This window comes from Paenibacillus sp. MZ04-78.2 (genome assembly GCF_024213375.1).
Lineage (GTDB): Bacteria > Bacillota > Bacilli > Paenibacillales > NBRC-103111 > Paenibacillus_G.
This window is the reverse complement of sequence record NZ_JANAVJ010000003.1, coordinates 176,639-196,230: the sequence shown is the minus strand read 5'-3', so window position 1 is coordinate 196,230 and position 19,592 is coordinate 176,639. Positions and strand designations below refer to the sequence as shown.

The 19,592-nt window shown below is 52.9% G+C and carries 22 protein-coding genes and 1 other annotated feature; of the genes, 19 read left to right on the top strand and 3 right to left on the bottom strand.

Translation table 11 applies throughout. The features are described 5' to 3' along the window. The first annotated feature begins 50 nt into the window (after positions 1-50). From resA to NLX71_RS04060, 5 genes are all read left to right on the top strand, one after another. Complete coding sequence (gene resA, locus NLX71_RS04080; RefSeq protein ID WP_254362212.1) at positions 51-584, top strand: thiol-disulfide oxidoreductase ResA; 534 nt, start codon at positions 51-53, stop codon at positions 582-584. A 6-nt stretch (positions 585-590) separates the two neighbouring features. Then, positions 591-2,270 carry a cytochrome c biogenesis protein ResB gene (gene resB / locus NLX71_RS04075; protein WP_254362211.1) on the top strand — a complete coding sequence of 560 codons (1,680 nt, stop codon included), beginning with the start codon at positions 591-593 and terminating at the stop codon, positions 2,268-2,270. Further along, the gene (gene ccsA / locus NLX71_RS04070; protein ID WP_254362210.1) at positions 2,267-3,514 is read left to right on the top strand and encodes a cytochrome c biogenesis protein CcsA; all 1,248 of its coding nucleotides are present in this window, start codon (positions 2,267-2,269) and stop codon (positions 3,512-3,514) included. Before resB ends, ccsA begins: the two co-directional genes overlap by 4 nt. Positions 3,515-3,583: 69 nt before the next feature. After that, entirely contained in the window at positions 3,584-4,300 is a 717-nt protein-coding gene (locus NLX71_RS04065; protein ID WP_254362209.1) for a response regulator transcription factor, read from the top strand. Position 4,301: 1 nt separating this feature from the next. Further along, complete coding sequence (locus NLX71_RS04060) at positions 4,302-6,146, top strand: ATP-binding protein (protein ID WP_254362208.1); 1,845 nt, start codon at positions 4,302-4,304, stop codon at positions 6,144-6,146. Between the two features lie 108 nt (positions 6,147-6,254). Here the strand turns inward: NLX71_RS04060 and serA are convergent, their stop codons facing one another. Beyond that, positions 6,255-7,838 carry a phosphoglycerate dehydrogenase gene (serA, locus tag NLX71_RS04055; protein ID WP_254362207.1) on the bottom strand — a complete coding sequence of 528 codons (1,584 nt, stop codon included), beginning with the start codon at positions 7,836-7,838 and terminating at the stop codon, positions 6,255-6,257. Between the two features lie 71 nt (positions 7,839-7,909). Next, positions 7,910-8,151: a binding site (T-box leader), on the bottom strand. Between the two features lie 161 nt (positions 8,152-8,312). Between serA and NLX71_RS04050 the strand changes: the two genes are divergently transcribed. Further along, positions 8,313-8,633, top strand: a complete 321-nt coding sequence (locus NLX71_RS04050; protein ID WP_254362206.1) for a rhodanese-like domain-containing protein — start codon at positions 8,313-8,315, stop codon at positions 8,631-8,633. Between the two features lie 60 nt (positions 8,634-8,693). On the opposite strand, the gene NLX71_RS04045 is transcribed toward NLX71_RS04050, so the two are convergent. Beyond that, on the bottom strand, positions 8,694-9,608 hold the full coding sequence (locus NLX71_RS04045) for a hypothetical protein (RefSeq protein WP_254362205.1): 915 nt from the start codon (positions 9,606-9,608) through the stop codon (positions 8,694-8,696). Positions 9,609-9,678: 70 nt separating this feature from the next. On the opposite strand from NLX71_RS04045, the gene NLX71_RS04040 reads away from it, so the two are divergent. Further along, positions 9,679-10,275 carry a CPBP family intramembrane glutamic endopeptidase gene (locus NLX71_RS04040; protein WP_254362204.1) on the top strand — a complete coding sequence of 199 codons (597 nt, stop codon included), beginning with the start codon at positions 9,679-9,681 and terminating at the stop codon, positions 10,273-10,275. Beyond that, positions 10,272-10,502 carry a hypothetical protein gene (locus tag NLX71_RS04035; RefSeq protein ID WP_254362203.1) on the top strand — a complete coding sequence of 77 codons (231 nt, stop codon included), beginning with the start codon at positions 10,272-10,274 and terminating at the stop codon, positions 10,500-10,502. The genes NLX71_RS04040 and NLX71_RS04035 overlap by 4 nt, the downstream gene beginning before the upstream one ends. On the opposite strand, the gene NLX71_RS04030 is transcribed toward NLX71_RS04035, so the two are convergent. Then, positions 10,492-11,370 carry a polysaccharide deacetylase family protein gene (locus tag NLX71_RS04030; RefSeq protein ID WP_254362202.1) on the bottom strand — a complete coding sequence of 293 codons (879 nt, stop codon included), beginning with the start codon at positions 11,368-11,370 and terminating at the stop codon, positions 10,492-10,494. The genes NLX71_RS04035 and NLX71_RS04030 overlap by 11 nt on opposite strands. 122 nt (positions 11,371-11,492) lie before the next feature. Between NLX71_RS04030 and NLX71_RS04025 the strand changes: the two genes are divergently transcribed. From NLX71_RS04025 to NLX71_RS03975, 11 genes are all read left to right on the top strand, one after another. Next, complete coding sequence (locus NLX71_RS04025) at positions 11,493-11,834, top strand: hypothetical protein (protein WP_254362201.1); 342 nt, start codon at positions 11,493-11,495, stop codon at positions 11,832-11,834. Between the two features lie 289 nt (positions 11,835-12,123). After that, a complete protein-coding gene (locus tag NLX71_RS04020) occupies positions 12,124-12,723 on the top strand; it encodes a genetic competence negative regulator (protein ID WP_254362200.1) in 600 nt (199 codons plus the stop codon). A gap of 89 nt (positions 12,724-12,812) precedes the next feature. Continuing rightward, on the top strand, positions 12,813-14,318 hold the full coding sequence (locus NLX71_RS04015) for a DnaB-like helicase C-terminal domain-containing protein (RefSeq protein ID WP_254362199.1): 1,506 nt from the start codon (positions 12,813-12,815) through the stop codon (positions 14,316-14,318). A 15-nt stretch (positions 14,319-14,333) separates the two neighbouring features. Then, positions 14,334-14,495, top strand: coding sequence for a hypothetical protein (locus NLX71_RS04010; RefSeq protein WP_254362198.1), 162 nt, complete (start codon positions 14,334-14,336; stop codon positions 14,493-14,495). A 25-nt stretch (positions 14,496-14,520) separates the two neighbouring features. Continuing rightward, a complete protein-coding gene (prsW, locus tag NLX71_RS04005; protein WP_254362197.1) occupies positions 14,521-15,213 on the top strand; it encodes a glutamic-type intramembrane protease PrsW in 693 nt (230 codons plus the stop codon). Positions 15,214-15,267: 54 nt separating this feature from the next. Next, on the top strand, positions 15,268-15,432 hold the full coding sequence (locus NLX71_RS04000; protein WP_167670066.1) for a hypothetical protein: 165 nt from the start codon (positions 15,268-15,270) through the stop codon (positions 15,430-15,432). Between the two features lie 143 nt (positions 15,433-15,575). Then, positions 15,576-16,937 carry a germination protein YpeB gene (gene ypeB, locus NLX71_RS03995; protein WP_254362196.1) on the top strand — a complete coding sequence of 454 codons (1,362 nt, stop codon included), beginning with the start codon at positions 15,576-15,578 and terminating at the stop codon, positions 16,935-16,937. 247 nt (positions 16,938-17,184) lie between these two features. Continuing rightward, positions 17,185-17,838, top strand: a complete 654-nt coding sequence (locus NLX71_RS03990) for a flagellar brake protein (protein ID WP_254362195.1) — start codon at positions 17,185-17,187, stop codon at positions 17,836-17,838. Between the two features lie 79 nt (positions 17,839-17,917). Further along, on the top strand, positions 17,918-18,151 hold the full coding sequence (locus tag NLX71_RS03985) for a hypothetical protein (protein WP_254362194.1): 234 nt from the start codon (positions 17,918-17,920) through the stop codon (positions 18,149-18,151). Positions 18,152-18,271: 120 nt separating this feature from the next. Continuing rightward, a complete protein-coding gene (cmk, locus tag NLX71_RS03980) occupies positions 18,272-18,952 on the top strand; it encodes a (d)CMP kinase (RefSeq protein ID WP_254362193.1) in 681 nt (226 codons plus the stop codon). 1 nt (position 18,953) lies between these two features. Further along, the gene (locus NLX71_RS03975; RefSeq protein ID WP_254362192.1) at positions 18,954-19,535 is read left to right on the top strand and encodes a lysophospholipid acyltransferase family protein; all 582 of its coding nucleotides are present in this window, start codon (positions 18,954-18,956) and stop codon (positions 19,533-19,535) included. Positions 19,536-19,592: the final 57 nt, after the last annotated feature.

Sequence of the window (19,592 nt, the reverse complement as noted above, 5' to 3'; positions counted from 1 at the left end):
ATGGAAATGTGACATTTGTCAGTCAACTCTCGTTTTAAAGGTGTGAGAATATGGGAAAACATAGACGATGGGTCCAAATTTCCATTTTTGCTGTCATTATCGTCATCGGCGCGCTCACGCTCGCGAGCAACCTGTTCGGGAGCGACAAGAAACCGACGCAAGGGTCGGAGGCGCCGGATTTTAAGCTGCTCAGCCTGGATGGCGCCACTCGCAAGCTGTCCGATTACCGGGGCAAAGTCGTCGTCGTCAACTTTTGGGGAACCTTCTGCGAGCCCTGCCGCAACGAGATGCCGGCGCTCGAAAGACAGCATGCCAAGTGGAAGGATAAAAATGTCGAGATTCTCGGTCTCAATCTGGACGAGCCCAGAGTCGCGGTCGAAAACTTCGTCAGCCAATATAAGGTTACGTTCCCGATTTTGCTCGATAAGAATGAGGAAACCCGCAAGCGTTACGGCGTTTCTCGATATCCGACCACGTACTTCATCGGACCGGAAGGGAAGGTCGAGGTCATCCGGATCGGCGAAATGGACGAGGCATATATTGAAAAGACCATCACATCGATATTACCGCAAAAGCAAGGGTGATCAGGCATGATTCAAAATACGAAATGCGAATGCGGACATCAGAATCATGTCGGCACCATACTGTGCGAGTCCTGTGGCAAGCCGCTTTCGGACGAAGGCGGCAACGAACCGCTTGAGATGCGGTACGACGGGGTCGCCCGGCGATCCCAGCGCGCCAATCCCGGCATGCTGGATCGGGTGTGGAATTTTTTCTCGTCCGTCAAAATCGCCGTTTATCTCATAGCAATTACGCTGCTGGGCTCGATTCTGGGGACTATATATCCGCAGGAAAATACGTTTCTAAACATCGATCCCGCGGTGTATTATAAAGAAACGTACGGAACGATCGGGTACATTTATTATTTGTTGGGGCTGTCCCATACGTTCGAATCCTGGTGGTACATTACGCTGCTGTTCATGATCGGCACGTCGCTCGTCGTTTGCAGTCTGGACCGCGTGCTGCCATTATACCGGGCGCTCAATAAGCAGCAGATTCGCAAGCATTTAAGCTTCATCACGCGTCAAAAGATGACCTTTACCGGACCGCTTCCGGCCGCTGCCCAGGGCTCGGTACAAACGCCGGAAGCTTGGACGGAGCGGGCGGCGGAAGCGTTCCGCAAGCAGCGCTATCGCGTGCATACGGACGGCACGGCTCTGCTGGCAGAGAAGAACCGGTTCAGCCGCTGGGGACCTTATATCAATCATATCGGGTTGATTATTTTTTTGGGCGCCGTATTGATGCGAAGCATTCCTGGGTGGCACATGGATCAGCATATGGCTTTTCCGGAAGGCAAGCTTGTCAAAATTCCGGATACTCCTTATTATTTGAAGAACGAAAAATTCACGCTGGAGTTTTACAAGCCGGAAGAAATGTCGGAGGGCTTCCGCTCCAAAGGACAGGACGTTCCGAAGGTGTTCGAGACGAAAGCGGTGCTCTACATGTGCAAGGCGGACTGCGACGATCCGGCGAAGGAACCGGTGCTGGAAGAAGTGCACCGCCAGGATATTGTCGTGAACAAGCCGCTGGAGTACAATGGATTACTCGCGTATCAATTCGACTTCAAGCCGTCTCCGACGCTGATTTCCGTCAAGCCGACGCTGAAAAACAAACAAACCGGCGAGACGCTCGGAAGCTTCAAGCTGCCGATGCACAAGCCCGCGGAAACGTATAGCGCAGGTCCTTACCAATTGAAGCTGAAAGCGTATTTCCCCGAATTCGCTTTGGACGACAAGGGCGTACCGATGACCAAGTCCAACGAACCGAAAGCTCCTGCGTTCGTATTCGCCATTTCGGGACCGGGCTTGAAGCCGGAAGGGGAGCCTTATATGTACTTCCCGCGTCAGGTGGATAAGGTCAATTTCCGTCAAGACGAAATCAATGGAGCGCTTGGCACCAAACTGGAGCTGACCGTTGGTTCGATGGCCGATGTGGCCATCTCGGACTATATCAGTTACTTGAATATCCGGGTAGACCGGGCAATGCCGTATATCTGGGTCGGCGCGGCCATTTCGATGATCGGCTTGATCATGGGCTTTTATTGGCACCATCGCCGGATCTGGCTGCGCATCGATAACGAACAGCTTGCGCTCGGCGCTCATACGAACAAGAACTGGTACGGCATCCGGAAGGAAGTGGCCCAGGTTTTGTCGAAAACGGGAATCGACATCGATCCGAAGACGCTGGAAAGAAAGGTGATTGAAACGTGAGCAGCACGTTTTTGCTGATTGCTTTTATCGTATACGCCCTGGCTCTGCTCGGCTTCGTCATAGCCGTTACCGGGAAAAAATCGGTTCAGGAGGCGGACCCTGAAGGGTTCGCCAGACGATGGGGCTTCATCAGCTTTATCCTGACCGTAATCGGATTTTTGTGTCACGTGACGTTTTTCTTTACGCGCTGGGCGGAAGGCGGACATATTCCGACGAGCAACATGTACGAATTCATGACGTTCCTCGGGATGATGATCGTGCTCGCGTTTATCGTCGTCTACTTGATTTACCGCACGCCTACGCTTGGCGTATTTACGATGCCCGTATCGATCATCATCATCGCCTACGCTTCGGTGTTCCCGCGCGAAGTACAGCCGCTCATTCCGGCGCTGCAAAGCTACTGGCTCAAAATCCACGTGACGACTGCGGCTCTCGGAGAAGCGTTTTTCGCTGTCGGGTTTGCCGCAGGCTTGATGTATCTGCTCCAGAACGTCAACTTCGCCGGAACATCCAAAGCGGACCGCAGAGAGCAGCGCGGGGTTGAGTTTACGATTTTTACCTTGCTTATGACGATCGCGTTCGTCGTTGCCATTTTCGGCTTTAGTGCAGCCGGATATAAAGCAAAATTCGTTAGCGACGTTAAGACGACCGATACCAATAACGTCGAACAGGTCGTAAAGCAAAACGTTGAGTACGTTTTGCCTCCGATTGTAAAACCGTATCAGAGCGAGCAGGTGGAAATGAAGCCCTTTCTCGGGATGACCGGGCCGCTCTTCGAAGCTCCGTCGTGGATGGAGGGCGCGAATGCCGGGCGGAAGCTCAATACGGTAATATGGTCGGTCCTTCTGGGCGCCTTGTTGTACGCGCTGATTCGTCTTGTGATCCGCAAGCCGTTAGGCCGGGCGCTTCAGCCGACGATCCGAGGGATCGACTCGGAGGATGTGGATGAAATCGGCTACAGGGCGATCGCCATCGGCTATCCGATCTTCACGCTGGGAGCGCTCGTCTTTGCAATGATTTGGGCGCATGAAGCATGGGGACGCTTCTGGGGCTGGGACCCGAAGGAAGTGTGGGCGCTGATTGTCTGGCTGTTTTATGCGGTGTACCTGCATCTTCGTCTTTCCCGCGGCTGGCAGGGCAAAAAATCCGCCTGGATGTCCGTGATCGGGTTTCTCGTCGTCATGTTTACGCTCATCGGCGTAAACCTGGTGATCGCCGGCTTGCATTCGTATTCCGGCACGTAAACCGGTACAGCGACAGCATGCCGAGTTTCAATAAACGGTCGTTAATCTCAATTGGAAAGAGGTTCAGCCATGATCGAGACGAAGTTGAACATATTGGTTGTCGATGATGAGGAACGGATTCGCCGCCTGCTGCGGATGTATTTGGAGAAAGAAAATTACAGCATTGACGAAGCCGAGGACGGCGAATCGGCGCTGCGCAAAGCGCTGGATCAGGATTACGACCTGATTCTGCTCGACGTGATGCTGCCGGGCATTGACGGAAACGAGGTATGCGCCCGGCTGCGCCAGGTGAAATCGACGCCGGTCATAATGCTGACGGCCAAAGGCGAAGAAACGAACCGCGTCCAAGGCTTCGAGTCGGGAGCGGACGACTATGTGGTGAAGCCGTTCAGTCCCCGCGAGGTTATTTACCGCGTGAAGGCGATCTTGCGGAGGTCTTCGGTCACCGCGTATTTGTCCAAAGAAGTGAATTCGAGCAACAATATCGTGTTCCCCAATCTGGTGATCGAGCACGATGCTCACCGCGTTACGGCCGGAGGACAGGAAGTGGCATTGACTCCGAAAGAATACGAGCTGCTTCATTATTTGGCGGTATCGCCGGATAAGGTATTTTCTCGGGAGGAGTTGCTCAAGGACGTATGGAACTACGAGTTTTTCGGTGATTTGCGCACGGTCGACACCCATGTGAAACGGCTGCGCGAGAAGCTGAATAAAGTGTCGCCGGACGCCGCCTCCATGATTACGACTGTTTGGGGCGTAGGCTATAAGCTCGAGGTCCCGAAATAACGTGTTTATTTTAAAAAGCGTTGTCGGTAAACTGTGGATTACCATTATTGGGCTGGTTGTTGTCGTTTTATTGACGCTCAGCCTTTTTTTGTTCCGATATATCGAAACGTCGTTCCCCAAGTCGAAGGATCAGGCGGAAACGCTCACGAGGCTGGCGGTCAAGGTGGCCAATGAAATTTCCTTGCACAAGGAAGAACGGCGGTATTTGCAAGTTGTTAATGAACTGCTTAGCGCCCAAGGGGCGAGCATTCTGATGGTAACTGCCAATTTCGAGCAGATCGATCCGCCGTTTGCGCAGACGCAGGACAAGACGTTCCGTTATACCGATTTCTTCACGAAAGCGGACATGCAGAAGGCGTTCGCCGGGCAGTCGGTCGATAACCGCAATACGAGCTCGGGCCTGCCGCGCGCGCCTTTGAGCAATCAATACACGGCCGTAGCCGTGCCTTATATGAATGAAGGCCAGACACAAACCGCCGGAGCGCTGATCCTATATCAGCTCACGCAATCGGCGGAGGAGACGCAGGCTTATGTCAAAAAGCTGTTCGTCGTCGTCGGCGTCGCCGGCTTCCTGATGACGACGTTCTTCGCCTTCTTCCTGCTGACCAAAATCACGCAGCCGCTGCTCCAGCTTAAGAAGGCAGCGGATCTGATCTCGATGGGCGAATACGATACCCGCGTGCCGATCACGTCTTCCGACGAACTGGGCGAGCTGGGCAAAACGTTCAACCATATGGGAGAGAAGCTGTCGGATACGATCAAAGCGCTAAGTCACGAAAAAGAGCACTTGGCGAGCGTGCTGCGAAGCATGGGGGATGCGGTGATTACGTTCGACGCCGACGGGAAAGTCATTTTGACCAATCCTCCGGGAGAAAAGGTCGTACGGGATTGGAACGAGATCCATTGGACGGACGACTGGTCCGGTCAGGAAGAAAGACAGATGTTGCGGAAGGCGGAAACGGTCCCCGAGCCGCTTCAACCGTTGTTCCAAGGGGTCATCTCCGAGGCGAAGGAAATGACGGCGAAGCTGCATGTCCAGAGTGAGGTATGGTCCATCGTGATGGCGCCGTTGTATTCGCGCGAGCTTGTGCGCGGGGTTGTCGCCGTTATGCGGGACGTCACGGAGGAATTCCGGCTCGACAAGCTGCGCAAAGATTTTGTTGCCAACGTATCTCACGAGCTGCGCACGCCGCTTTCGATGCTGCAAGGCTACAGCGAGGCGTTGATCGACGACATCGCGGCTACACCGGAAGAACGCAAGGATTTGGCGCAGGTCATTCACGATGAGTCGCTTCGTATGGGCCGACTGGTCAAGGATTTGCTTGACCTCGCGAAGATGGAGACGGGCAATGTGGAATTGAACTTCCGCGAGCTGGAAGTGAATACGTTCTTAAAGCGGGTACACCGTAAATTCGCCGGCTTGTCCAAGGAACACGGCATTACGATGACCTGCGTCCTGCCCGAGGAAGAGCTGGTGCTGTACCAGGCCGATGAAGACCGAATGGAGCAGGTGCTGACCAATCTGCTGGACAATGCGATCCGGCATACGCCGCCGCAATCGGTTATTCAGCTGAGCGCGGCACGGACGCGGTACAAAGGGGAAGAAGCGGTATTGATCGAGGTGGCGGACCAAGGCTACGGCATTCCGGCGGAAGACCTGCCCTTCATCTTCGAACGTTTCTACAAGGCGGACAAAGCCCGTACACGCGGAGCTACCGGCGGAACGGGATTGGGGCTGTCCATCGTAAAAAATATTATAGAAGCCCACGAGGGCACCGTTCATGTCAAAAGCCAGCCGGGGCAGGGGACGACATTTTCCATCACGCTTCCCTGCAAAACGGTGTAAACCCAGACAAAAGCCTCCGATTCGTCATCGGAGGCTTCTTTCTTTTTGTAGAACGAACGTCTTTTTTATTGTTGTTCGTGAAACAATCGTGAAACGTTCAATCTCCGGTTAGAGCGTCAACTCGCGAGCATGGGTCAATTCCGGAAGCTGAATGAGGCGGTCGAGCACTTCCTTCGGCGTTTCTTTATCGGTAGTCAGCACCATGATCGCCGAGCCGCCGACCACTTTACGTCCGACCTGCATCGTCGCGATATTGACGCCGTTGTCGCCAAGCAGCGTTCCGACTTTACCGATGATGCCCGGCTTATCGTTATGCGAGATCAGAAGCAGATGGCCGGACGGCGCGATATCGACGGGAAACTGGTCGATTTGAACGATCCGCTCGCCGTAGCCGGAAAGCAGAGTGCCCGCAAGCACACGTTCTTCTTGCTTCGTTTTCAGCGTAACGGAAACGAGGTTCGTAAAGCTCTTCGCTGTGGACGACTTTTGAATGACGACGTTGAGCCCGCGCGTTTTGGCCAGATGCATCGCATTGACGATATTCACGCCTTCCAATTGATTGGCGAGAATGCCTTTGACGATGTAGCGGGTGAGCGGCGTCGTATCGACGTCGGTCAAATCGCCGGAATAGTTGACCACGATTTCGCTGACCGGCCCGTCGATCGTCTGACCGAGGAAGACGCCGAGCTTCTCACCGAGATTGAAATAAGGCTGCAGCGCATGGAGCACGTTAGCCGGTACCGGCGGCATGTTGACGGCGTTCTTGAACGGCTGGTCGCGCAAAACGTGAAGCACTTCCTCGGATACGTCGATCGCGACGTTTTCCTGCGCTTCGACCGTCGATGCGCCGAGGTGCGGTGTGACGACGATTTTCGGATGGTTCAGGAACGGATGATCGGCAGCCGGAGGTTCCTTCTCGAATACGTCGAACGCCGCTCCGGCGACGATCCCTGCATCGATAGCTTCGACAAGCGCCATTTCGTCGATAATGCCGCCACGTGCACAGTTGATGATGCGCGCGCCTTTTTTCATCAGCTCAAATTGCGGCTTGCTGATCATGTGGCGGGTTTCGTTGGTCAGCGGCGTATGAACCGTAATGAAATCCGCTGCGGCACAAATGTCGTTGACGGTGCCGAGCTTCACGCCGAGCTTTTCCGCACGCTCTTCGGTCAGGAAGGGGTCATAGCCGAGCACTTCCATGCCGAACGCTTTGGCACGTTTGGCAACCTCGCTGCCGATGCGGCCCATGCCGAGCACGCCGAGCACCTTGTTGCGAAGCTCCACGCCGACGAACGTTTTGCGGTCCCACTCGCCGCCGACGGTTTTCTTGTATGCTTGCGGAATCAAACGAGCGACGGACATCATCATCGCGAATGTCAATTCGCAAGTGGCAATCGTATTGCCGTCCGGCGCATTGATGACGACGATGCCGCGCTTCGTCGCCGCCTCCAGATCGATATTGTCGACGCCAACACCGGCGCGCCCGACAACTTTCAATTTGCTGCTGGCGCCCATAATGCGTTCGGTTACCTTCGTGGCGCTGCGCACCAATAAAGCGTCATAGTCTGCAATGATCGCCACAAGCTCGTCTTCGGACAATCCGTTCTTTTTCTCCACCTCGACATCCGGCGCGTCATACAGCAGTTGAATCCCCATGTCGCTGATTCCATCCATAACTAGCACTTTGAACATTTTCCCAGACCTCCATGAAGTAAATTACGAAAAAACACAAAAAACTCCCCGCCCCGACACGACTAGCGTATACAAGGGACGAGGAGCTGATTCTCGTGGTACCACCCTAATTCGCTGTGCGCTCACACGCAACAGCCTCATGAGGTCTGCGATGGACAGACCGGGAAAAATAACGGTTTCCGGCCGGCTGCGCCTACTGTAATGTTCGGCACAACAACTCAGGAGTGCTCCGCATATCGAATTCGTCCGGTTCGCACCGACCACCGGCTCTCTGATCGATTCAGGTTATGCTTGGCTCCGTCAACGTTTGTTACAGGTGAAATTTTTCATTAGCGTACCATGACCATTTCGACATTGTCAATAGGCAGCCCGCCGATTTGCAAATCCGAAATATTTGTGAAACCTAAATTCGCCGTGCTAAAATAAACCGTGCGACCTGCATGAAATTATCGTACAGCGAAAGGGGAATTCATCATGTTCGAAAATATAGAGCCCGAGGCGTTTCGGGCAAAAATGGACAACGGAGAGCTCGGGGACGCGCTGATGCTCGACGTCCGGGAACCGTACGAATGGGAGTATTATCATTGGGAACAAGCGCAGCTGATGCCGATGAACAGCATACCGGGAAGGCTGGCCGAGCTTCCGTTGGACCGGACGATTTATGTCGTTTGCGCCCACGGCGTGCGAAGCGCTAACGTGTGCTACTATTTGAAGCAGAACGGCTTCGACGATGTCATTAATGTCGAGGGCGGCATGGCTGCGCTCGCAGCCCTTCGCGGATTCCAGTACGATTAACAGGCGCGGCAAAAAGCCACGAGTACGAGACCGGACATCGTGGCTTCGGAAGCCTGCGTATTAATTGGCAGTGAAAAACGGAAGCTGCGGCAACGTTTCTTTGCCGTAATACTTGTCTTTGTTGCGGATAAAATCGCTTTTGCGAACGGCATCGGTAGCCATCAGCACATCAACGACTTGCCCCACATCGTTCAAATTCATTTTTTGCGTTTGACCGGACTGAATCATTTCGTCGATCCGACTGGTCAGATCTTGCGGGGTGAACGGCTTAAACAGCTTTTTGCCAAGCATCACTTGGGCGACATATTCGTTTTTCATATTCAGGCTCAGGCCCGTCCAATCGTTCAGAGAGAGCGGCTTGGTTACATCGACAGGCTTAAATTGTGGGTTGATCGTAGCATACCATCTGTCGATCGATTCGTAGTAGCTTTTTTCAGCCTTGAGCGCAAATGTCTTCGCTTCGCCGAGATAAGGGTCAGCTTGAAGCTCCGCGATCAGCTCGGCTGCCGGAATGCCGTTTGCCTTGGCCGAATAGCTTTTCAGGCCCTCGCTGAACAGCTTTAAGCTCTTCATGTAGTCTTTATGCGCTTCCTGCAGCAGCGGAGAGGAGCCCGGCATCGATTTGGAACCGAGACTGTCGTAGCTTTCCTGCGCGAGCTTGCTCATTTCCTTGAGAATCAAGGAAGCGTCGGCCGTACGATTCGTCAGCAGCTCATCGGTTTTCTCAAACCACTTTTTATGAAATTCCCTGTATGGCTGATAAATGGTATGATAGAAAGACACCAGATACTGCTGATGGTAGGCGGTAAAGCTCTTGGCCGTTTCGTTTTGCTTGTTGAGCAGATCTTCGTATTTCAGCGAAGAACGATCCTGTCCCATTTTTAAACCGAAGAAGAAGGTCCCCGTAGCCAGGACAAGCATGAAAATGAAGGTAACGGCGAATAAGTAGTCCGTTCGGGTAAGCCGTTTTTCCATGATCGAGCACCTCAGATTTCTTAATTCTATGCTGATAGTATAGGTGAAATTGTCGAAAAAGGGAATCAGTATGAAAAAAATTAACTTTAAGCGGATCAAGCTGCAAAAAATCAATCCGGACGAAATCGACGAGCGTTTACTGCTCATTAACTTGTATGTGACTCAGCTTCTCGTCTTCCTTGCAGCCGTCGTTCTGATGCTTTTTCAGAAACCGGATCTGCGGGCGATGTTTTCCCCGGGGTCGGGCTATACGATCCTACTATGGGGAGCGGGCTTGGCCGTCGCTGTTCTGCTCGTCGATCTGCTCGTTTCCAGATGGGTGCCTCCCGAAGTAACGGACGACGGGGGCATTAACGAAAAGCTGTTTAAAAACAGGCCGCTTTGGCATATTGCACTCATCTCGCTCATTGTCGCATTTTGCGAAGAGCTGCTGTTCCGCGGTGCGATCCAAGCCTGGTGGGGACCGTACTGGACCAGCATCCTGTTCGCGGCCATTCATGTTCGCTATTTGCAGCACTGGCTGATGACGGGACTTGTCTTCAGCATCAGCTACGGGCTCGGCTGGATTTATATTCGGACCGGGTCCTTGTTAACACCGATTATTGCCCATTTCCTGATTGATTTCGTCATGGGCTGCATTCTTCGTTACAGGAGAGAAGAATCATGAACAACAAGTATCTGCAACCTCTGTACCGACCGAAGGAAGAGGCCGATCATCAACCCGACCCGGCGAAGGAAGAGGGACTCGACGATCATTACCTGCCTCCCCGTAAAACTGTGCATTCGACAGAGAAAGAAAAGTGGCTGCCTTATTTTTATCGGTCGTTGCTATGGATTTTTGTACTCCTTGTTGCAGGACTTTCCGTTTGGGGCTGGAAACTCGTCATGATGTGATTTCAATGTCTTCCGGATCAACGAATCCGTAGCCTTTTTCCTCAAGTTGTGTCAAAAGTTTGTCCAGCGCCTCCACGGTCCACGGCAGTTCATGCATTAAAATGTTGCTCCCCGGGTGAAGCTGACTCAGCACGTTGCTGATCACTTGCTCGGGGCTGTTTTTCTTCACCGTCATTTCCCAATCCTTCGATCCGTTGGACCAGGTCATGAACAGCAGTCCCTCCTCCTTGGCCTTGGCCCGAACGTCATCGCTGCCGGACCCGAACGGCGGACGGAAAAAGACCGGCGCTTTGCCCGTCACCTCTTTGATCGCTTTTTGCACATCTCCGATTTGTTGATTTACCTTTTCTTTGGTTTCCTTTTTCAAATCGATATGATCCCAGGAATGATTGCCGATCGTTTGACCGCTGGAGGCAAGCAGCTCGACGAGCTCGGGCTTCTGCTTGACGCGGTAGCCGTTCAGGAAAAAGACGGCTTTCGCTTTATGCTTTTGCAGCGTATCAAGCAGCGCTTTATTCATCTCAAGGTCCTTCGGACCGTCATCGAATGTCAGGAGAACGACTTTTTTGGGCGCCCCGTTCGGATCGATCGGCATGATATCGTACGTTTTCGGATTCATCGTATAGCGCTTTGCTTGTTTTTTGACACCGTCCGCGGCAGCAGGTTCTTTGCCTTCCTTGGCAGGAGTCGGTGCAGGCTGATTCGAAGCGGAGGCGCCGTCTGCGGTTTTCGTTTTCTCGCCCCCTGAGACCGTCTGCGAAGCAGGCGGCTCCGTTTTGGCCGAGGCGTCAGGCGACGCATCCGGTTTGGCGCCGCAGGAAGTCAGAAGAAGGAGTGCGGCCAGAATAGCAATCCATTGTTTAGACATGTGTAATCCCCTCGTTAGGTTTGGTATTGAATCTTTTGGCTTTTCCTTATTTTATCATGCATGATTCATAGGATATAGCGAAAAATAGCAACGAATTAGAAAACAATACGGGAGGGATTGGCATGAGATGGGGTGCTTTTCTGCTTGGCGGGCTTGTCGGGGCGACCGCAGCGGTCGTACTAACGGGCAAAAGAAAACCGATGCTGTTCTCCGCAGTGACGAATAGCGACGCCATTGGAAGTTTCCTGAATCAGGTCACGGATCGGTCCGACAAAAAAGAAAAGGCTCCGACGGATTCGGCCGAGCCGAACGCCGATTACGGCAAGAGCGCGGCCGACGTGGCGACTTCCGCCGCGGGTCTCGGCAAGGTTCAGGAGCTGATTAATCAGGATTCGGGGCTTAAGGCCGCAGTCGACGACATTTTGGCCGGCAACGGGAAAAAATCCGAAATTCGGGCGCATTAAGCGTTCGGTTTGCGCGCAAAGACACATACGCCTCCTCCAAAAGGCGGCGTATGTGTCTTTTTGTATGAAAAGGGCATTTTTTCAGGCAACAACCGTTCTTTTCTTCACAGTTTGTGATATAATAGACGTAGCATGGCAAACAAGCTGTACCGTTTCCGAGGGGAAAGGCTGGAAGACGCACATTTGAACGCGTTTTCGAATCCTTTATATAGCGGAACGAACGCGGCTCACCTTTGTTTACCAAACTTCATAAGCTATTTATTATTAGTCGGCAAGGGAGGAATCCAGTATGAAAATGGAGCGTTTAAGTCAAGACAAGATACGGATTTTCCTCACATTCGATGACTTAACGGAGCGCGGGATTCACAAGGATGACATGTGGAGAGAAATCCCCAAGGTTCACGAGCTGTTCAGCGAGATGATGGACCAAGCCTATGCCGAGCTTGGCTTCGACGCAACCGGACCGCTTGCCGTGGAAGTCCTCGCCATGCCGGCGCAAGGGATGATGGTGATCGTCACACGCGGCCGAATGAATTTCAGCCAAGGCGACGATACGCTAGAGGACGAAATGGAAGAAGTGTACGAGCTTGAAGTGACGATGGATGAGACCGATGAAATCATTTACGCTTTTCATGATTTTGAGGACCTGCTCCGGCTTGCCAAAGTCATCAATCCGCTCCTGATGGACGGTGGAACGTTGTATTCCTATAAAAATAAATGGGTCCTGCTGCTGGATGCCGTTGAGATGGAAGAAAAGCGGCTTCAATCGGTCGTGGCTGTCTTGTCCGAGTTCGGAGAAGCCACATCCGTCACGCAAGCGGTTCTGGAGGAATACGGAAAGGTCGTCATTGAATCCGATGCCGTGAAGGTGCTTTGTTCCAAGTTTTAATTGAGGCTTGTTGAGCTTAACGAATCGTAAGCATTCTCAAAAACAGCATTGTTTTTGCGGAATGCTTTTTTTGCGGGGGGAAGAACGTCATGAGCGAAGTACAACACCTTGGCGCAGCCAAGACCGCGTTTGATTTGGAGGAGCTTGTCACCCATTACCATAAACAGCTTAAGGAAGAAGCTTATGCTTATTTGGAGCGGCGGGGCATTCATCAGGAGACGGCGGAGCATTATCGAATCGGCTTTGAACCGGGCAAGTTTGGGTTTTACATCAACTCGGGCAAGCTGGGTGATTTTTTTGAGAACCGTATTATTATTCCGATTACGAACGCAGACGGGGTCACGGTCGATTTAATCGGACGATCGGTCGATCAGCGCGAGCCGAAATACAAATCGCTGCTCGGAGTGGTTGACTATTTATTCAACGAGCAGATCCTGGAGCAGACGGAGGATGTCATCGTGTGCGGCGGGGTGTTCGATGTGCTCAGCTTGGCTCAGGCGCACCTGCCGGCAGTATGTGTGCCGATCTGGATGTCTTTTAAAGAAATTCATGCGGACAAGCTGCGGGACAAGCGGGTGTTCATCTGTCTGGGCAATGATGAGGCAGGGCGGCGGGAAAGCGTCAGAATCCAAGCGCTGCTGCAATCGACGGCAAAGCAAACGTTTATCATGCAGCTGCCCGAGTCGATCCGGGACGTCAACGATTTCTTCGTGCGGGTGCAAAATCCGCTGGATTCGTTCATGCGGCTGTTGAATGAAACGATGGAAGAGACGATGCTGCTTCCGATTGCTCCCGATACGAAAAATGTTTCCATATATACCGAAGAATTCATGAAGCGGCATCGCGGACAAGCATCGGGTGTCCCGACCGGTTTCGCCGCGCTGGACGAAGCGTTGTTCGGCGGGCTTCGAAGCGGGCTGTATCTGCTGGCCGGGGCCGCTTCTTCGGGCAAAACGATGCTGATGAAGCAAATAGCGGACCATATCGCTTTGCACCAGACGCCGGTCGTTTACGTATCCTGGGACATGACGGGATTCGAGCTCTGGGCGCGAAGCATTGCCAGGCTCATCGGCACCGAGCCGCAGAATGTGCTCAGCGGGAAGATCGAGCCGCGGCAAGTGGCCGAAGCCAATAAACGTTATATGCCCATCAGCCATATGCTTTGGACGATCGAATGCTCGCTCGATTCCACGATCGACCGCGTCATGACCAATGTCGAGCGGATTGCAGGGATGTCCGGCAAAACGCCCGTCGTATTCATCGACCATATTAACCGTATCCCGACAGGCGGACTGCCCAATCCGCCCCGCTCGTCCGCCGAGCATCAGACGACGATTGCATATATGCTGAAGCATTGGTCCAAGGAATGGGGTGGCCCTGTTATTGCGGCCGTTCCTTCGGATATCGGGGAGGAGCGTCTACCGGAAGGGGCGGAAGCGTCAGCCGACGTCATTATGCGGCTGAAGCCGGAGTCTAACGGAACGTCCGCTAACGGAATACGCTCAAGTTTGCAGCTTCTGAAACACCGCAATGGGACGCTGGCGACCATTCCGCTCCGGTTTTACGACCAGCAGGCGCGTTTTGCGGAAGAATGAAGCGTCTTATGCCGAGTGAAAGCGGAAATGAATGCCGGAATCCAAGAAATGATGGAAAAAGCCATTCAAAATGTCTATAATATTCATAGGATTAAGAAATATCGACAAGCGCCTGCCCGTATCACGGTCGGCATCCGCAATGTTGCGGGGGCTGGCCGTTGCTGCGGGCGGGTTTAACTTATTGTGATGGAGGGGAGACACTTTGAGCGTCTTAACTGTCCTGACGGCGGCTATAGCGCCGGGTGTCGCTCTGCTGGCTTATTTTTATTTAAAAGACCGATACGATACAGAGCCTATCTCCTTGGTAATCAAGCTGTTCTTGTTCGGCGTTCTGATCGTATTCCCGGTCATGGTGCTGCAGCGGGCTCTGGTACACGGGCTCGGCGAGGACCCGTTCGTTTTTTCGTTCCTGACGTCTTCTTTGCCGGAGGAATTTTTCAAGTGGTTTCTGGTCTATTTCGTTACCTACAAGCATGCGTCATTTGACGAACCATATGATGGCATCGTGTACGCGGTAGCGGTTTCGCTCGGATTCGCCACGCTCGAAAACGTGTTCTATGCGTTTTTGAACGGATCGAGCTTTTCCTCGCTTATGATTCGGGCGTTCCTGCCGGTATCCGGTCACGCCATGTTCGGCGTCATGATGGGTTACCATTTTGGAAAAGCCAAGTTTACGCCGAAGCACACCCGCAAGCATCTGATATTGGCGTTGGCGCTGCCGGTATTTTGGCATGGGGTGTTCGACTATACGCTGCTCATAAGTCAAGCGTACTGGGTATGGTTTATGGTGCCCCTCATGTGCTTCTTGTGGCTGCGCAGCCTGCGCAAAGTGAACCGGGCCAATGCCAAATCGCCGCTCAGGGTCGCCACGCGGGAGGATCAGGTTAAAATTTAGCCGGAATGACCATAATGGATATGATGATACCATAGGTCATACCGGAGGGATATGATGAATGTCGTTAGTCCGCGGGTGAAAGTCGCCATCCGCTGCAAGCATTGCGGCGAGAAGTTCGTTTTAAAGGGCCGGAAAGAAAAGGAAAAGATCGATACCGGGTTCAAGCAGTGCATATGCAACAATGAAAAAGATTTCGATATCGAAACCCTCGATTTCTAGTCCGGGGAAAGAGTCGGCCAAGCGCCGGCTTTTTTCTTTTTTTGAACGGCTCGATTGCGATGTCCTTCGCTTCGTGAATAATCCCCCTCGCTTCAGGCGAAAACTAAGCCCAAGTTTTGCTGATGAAGGGAGATTTCTCGAACATGTACAAAAGACTGAGCATCGTCATGTTTCCGATTCTTTTGGTGGCGCTCATCGGCACCGGGGTCTGGGGCTACTTGGAGCATCAAGAGAAAAACGCCGTCTTGATCAAGGCGGAAAACCATTATCAACGGGCGTTCCACGATTTGTCGTTTCACGTGGACAAGCTGCATACGGAGCTTGGTAATACGCTCGCGGTGAATTCAACGTCGCAGGACGCCTACAAAAAAGGGCTGATCAACGTTTGGCGGATCACGAGCGAAGCCCAGAACGAAATCAGTCAATTGCCGCTGACTTTGCTGCCTTTCAACAAAACGGAGGAGTTTTTGGCTAATATTTCGAATTTTGCCTATCGTGCGGCGGTCCGTGATCTTTCCAAAAATCCGCTGGACGGTAACGAAATGAAGACGCTCAATACGCTGTACGAGCGCTCGGCGGAAGTTTCCAAAGATTTGCGCGGGGTTCAAAGCAAGGTCATCCAGAACAACTTGCGCTGGATGGATGTCGAGCTGGCGCTGGCTACGCAGAAGGAGCCGCATGACAACGTCATCGTCGACGGGTTCACTACGGTAGATAAAAAGGTGCGCGAATATCCGGAAATCAACTGGAGTCCGGCGGTCATGAGCATGTATCAGAAGCGGGACATGCATATGCTCTCCGGCCCTGAGACGAATGCCGACGAAATTAAGCAAAAGGCCGCGCAGTTTCTTGGCCTCCAGGACCCGTCCGGGCTTCAGGTCGTAGAAAACGGACCCGGGACCGAGTACCAGTCCTTTAGCGTAACGGCGCCTAAACAAGGCACGGCGGACGGCGCTCATATGGATTATTCGAAAAAAGGCGGTCAGCTTCTATGGTTCGCGGCTTCCCGCAATGTGCCCGAAAAGAAGCTCGACTTACGGCAAGCGCGTGACATCGGAGCGCAGTTCCTGGATGAGCACGGCTACAAGAACATGACCGCTGTCAGCTACGACGAATACAGCAACGTCGCCCATATGACGTTTGCACCGCGCACGAACAACGTGATCAATTACGTGGAAAAGGTTGCGGTTCAGGTGGCGCTCGACAACGGCGAAGTGACGGGACTGGAAGCGGGCGATTACGTGTATGGCAAGAAGGATCGCCAGATCAAAGCGCCGAAGCTGACGGCGGACGAAGCCCGTAAAACGCTAAATGCCGATTTTAAAGCAGATAGCGTCAATCAGGCGCTGATCAAGAACGATATCGACGAAGAGGTGCTCTGTTACCAATATATCGGCCGCGTCAACGGCGGGCAGTACCGGATCTACGTTAATGCCGAGAGCGGTGCGCAAGAGAAAATCGACCGCTTGGGCACGGAAGAAGCCGCCGCCGTCACGCCAACCTGATGTTTTATGTTTTTTCTAGTCCTCTCCCAAGCCCGAAGCGTTCGGGCTTTTTTGCATTTTTGCTTCTTTTGTTTCGGGGTGGTACTTGGTGATGAGCCGCAGGCCGCGCTACCGTTCCTCTCACCGTCCCACAACGCTCCAAAGAAGAAACTCCGAACGCTACGCGCTCACCCCTTCCCATATTCTCTGCACGTGCTATAATAAAGCTTGGACTTATCGAAGTTTACACTCCGGGGAGGTGAGCCGATTGCTGCCGAAAGTAAACCAGATGCTTTTTATCCAAATCAATTCCATCGATGACGAAGAGGCGAGGCAGGAGTATAAATCGAGGATCGCAGACGTCTCGGACACGTATATCAGCATGGAAGTTCCAATGAACGACAAATCGGGGAAGCTGAAGCGTTTGTATCCGGGCGACGAGCTTTCCGTTTATTTTATAACCGAGGGCGGCATGAAAAACTACTTCAACTCGTCCGTACTCGGATTTTCAGACGATGTGATCCGGCTTGTCCTGATCAAAAAGCCCGAACCGGAATCGATTACGAAAGTGCAGCGGCGCAACTTTCTGCGAGTGCCGGCCGTGCTCGAAATTGCCGTTAAATTCTCGGAGCAGCTGCAGTTCGTATCGCAGACTGACGATGTCGGGGGCGGAGGCATTTCCTTTCTTTGCGAAGAATACGTGCCTGCCGAGACCGGCTGCACAGTCGAGTGCTGGCTGCTTGTCCCGTTCAAAAGCGGTCTGATCGAGCACGTGCCGTTCAAGAGCGAAATCGTGCGCGTCAAAGAGCTGGAGACGGGGAAAAAGCAGGTCATGATGCGCTTTTCGGAGATCACGGACCGCGAGCGCCAAAAAATTATCCGGTACTGCTTTGAGCGGCAGTTTGATATCCGCAAAAAATAATCCGCAAAAAATAATACATAGCAACTTAGCATGACGGGCACACTATCCCCCAAATATTGGAGGGGACGGGTGGCCGCGGATGAATACAAAGAATCAAAATGAAGCGGACGGTAGGTACGAAGAATTATTTTTGCAGTTTGCCCATCGGGCGGAACGATGGATTTCCTGGGCATTGGCCGGGTGCGCCATTGCTTTGGTCTTCTCCCAATTGCTGCTTCTTAACCCGCGAATCCGCTATGCTTTAGTCAAGGTAGAGCAGCTGGAGGGACTGCCTTATTCCATCTCCCTGCTTCGGACCACGGAAGGAAAATAATGGCGAGACGTGAGCTTTGCAATCCGCGGTAAAACTATGGTATAATTTTCTTCGTTCGAGGCTTCGGCCTGTTTTTTTTTCAGGTTGCTCGTCCGCTTCATTTTGTAAGGAGGCCGCATTTTGGAAAAGTTTAACATCGCAATCGACGGTCCGGCGGGAGCGGGGAAAAGCACCATCGCTCGTCTGGTCGCCGGTGCGCTCGGCTTCGTCTATGTCGATACGGGAGCCATGTACCGAGCCGTGACTTGGAAGATTTTACGGGAAGGCCTTCAAGCGGAACAAATCTCGGACATGATTGCGCTCACAGGCCGTATGGACATTCGCTTAGTACCGGGCAGCGATGGCCAAATGGTCTTTGTCGATGGCGAAGACGCGACGGGCATGATTCGCCGTGCGGAAGTGACCGGAAACGTCTCCAGAATCGCTTCCATCGCTGAAATTCGCAATATCCTTACCGCCAAACAGCAGGAATTTGCCCGAAGCAAAGGAATTGTCATGGACGGCCGGGATATCGGCAGTCAAGTGTTGCCGGACGCCGAGGTCAAGGTGTTTTTGACCGCAAGCGTCAGTGTCCGCGCCCAGCGCCGGTTCAAAGAAATTTGCGATGCGCAGCCGGATATCACGCTTGAGAGATTGGAGCGCGATATTGCGGAGCGGGACCGGATGGACGAGCAGCGCGAGGCTTCGCCGCTTGTGAAAGCGCCGGATGCCGTGCTGCTGGATACGACCGATATGACGATACCGCAAGTAGTGGATCGCATTTTGGAGCTTTGCAAGCTCCAGGTCGGTGGGGGGCAGTAGCATGTTGTACGTCTTTTTTCGAGGAATTTTTCGGGTCTTGTTCCGCACCGTGTATTTTTTGCGGGCGGAAGGGCTTGAGAACATTCCCGCCGAAGGCGCCGTCGTTCTGTGTGGCAACCACACCAGCAACTGGGACCCGCCGCTGATGGGCAGCCCGCTGAAGCGAAAGGTGCATTACATGGCCAAGGCCGAGCTGTTCGACGTTCCCGTTTTGGGGTACATTTTGCCGAGAATCGCGGCATTTCCCGTCAAACGCGGCGGTGTCAGCAAAGAGTCGATCCGCTTGTCGCTGCAGATGCTTAAAGACGGCGAGGTTATGGGCATTTTCCCGGAAGGAACGCGCAGCAACGCGGGAGGCATGGGTAAAAAGGGAGCGGCCAGCCTGGCATTGAAGTCCGGGGCTGTAGTCATTCCGGCAGCCATTATCGGCAATTATAAGCCTTTTCGGCAAATGAAGGTCGTGTATGGTCCGCCAGTCGATTTGAGCGAATTTGAGAACAGCGGTTCGGAAGGCTTGGAACAGGCGACCGACAAAATCATGAGCACGATCCGAAGCATGGTCAAGCAGCACGAATCGAAATGATAAATTGTGGCATACTTAAGAAAATGATGAAGTAAATTTTTTATCCAAATACATTAC

Excerpts from the sequence above, each read along its gene's own strand:
- resA (WP_254362212.1), top strand. The coding sequence starts at position 51 with ATGGGAAAACATAGACGATGGGTCCAAATTTCCATTTTTGCTGTCATT.
- resB (WP_254362211.1), top strand. The coding sequence starts at position 591 with ATGATTCAAAATACGAAATGCGAATGCGGACATCAGAATCATGTCGGC.
- NLX71_RS04065 (WP_254362209.1), top strand. The coding sequence starts at position 3,584 with ATGATCGAGACGAAGTTGAACATATTGGTTGTCGATGATGAGGAACGG.
- serA (WP_254362207.1), bottom strand. The coding sequence starts at position 7,838 with ATGTTCAAAGTGCTAGTTATGGATGGAATCAGCGACATGGGGATTCAA.
- NLX71_RS04050 (WP_254362206.1), top strand. The coding sequence starts at position 8,313 with ATGTTCGAAAATATAGAGCCCGAGGCGTTTCGGGCAAAAATGGACAAC.
- NLX71_RS04045 (WP_254362205.1), bottom strand. The coding sequence starts at position 9,608 with ATGGAAAAACGGCTTACCCGAACGGACTACTTATTCGCCGTTACCTTC.
- NLX71_RS04040 (WP_254362204.1), top strand. The coding sequence starts at position 9,679 with ATGAAAAAAATTAACTTTAAGCGGATCAAGCTGCAAAAAATCAATCCG.
- NLX71_RS04035 (WP_254362203.1), top strand. The coding sequence starts at position 10,272 with ATGAACAACAAGTATCTGCAACCTCTGTACCGACCGAAGGAAGAGGCC.
- NLX71_RS04030 (WP_254362202.1), bottom strand. The coding sequence starts at position 11,370 with ATGTCTAAACAATGGATTGCTATTCTGGCCGCACTCCTTCTTCTGACT.
- NLX71_RS04025 (WP_254362201.1), top strand. The coding sequence starts at position 11,493 with ATGAGATGGGGTGCTTTTCTGCTTGGCGGGCTTGTCGGGGCGACCGCA.
- NLX71_RS04020 (WP_254362200.1), top strand. The coding sequence starts at position 12,124 with ATGAAAATGGAGCGTTTAAGTCAAGACAAGATACGGATTTTCCTCACA.
- NLX71_RS04015 (WP_254362199.1), top strand. The coding sequence starts at position 12,813 with ATGAGCGAAGTACAACACCTTGGCGCAGCCAAGACCGCGTTTGATTTG.
- NLX71_RS04000 (WP_167670066.1), top strand. The coding sequence starts at position 15,268 with ATGAATGTCGTTAGTCCGCGGGTGAAAGTCGCCATCCGCTGCAAGCAT.
- ypeB (WP_254362196.1), top strand. The coding sequence starts at position 15,576 with ATGTACAAAAGACTGAGCATCGTCATGTTTCCGATTCTTTTGGTGGCG.
- NLX71_RS03985 (WP_254362194.1), top strand. The coding sequence starts at position 17,918 with ATGAATACAAAGAATCAAAATGAAGCGGACGGTAGGTACGAAGAATTA.
- NLX71_RS03975 (WP_254362192.1), top strand. The coding sequence starts at position 18,954 with ATGTTGTACGTCTTTTTTCGAGGAATTTTTCGGGTCTTGTTCCGCACC.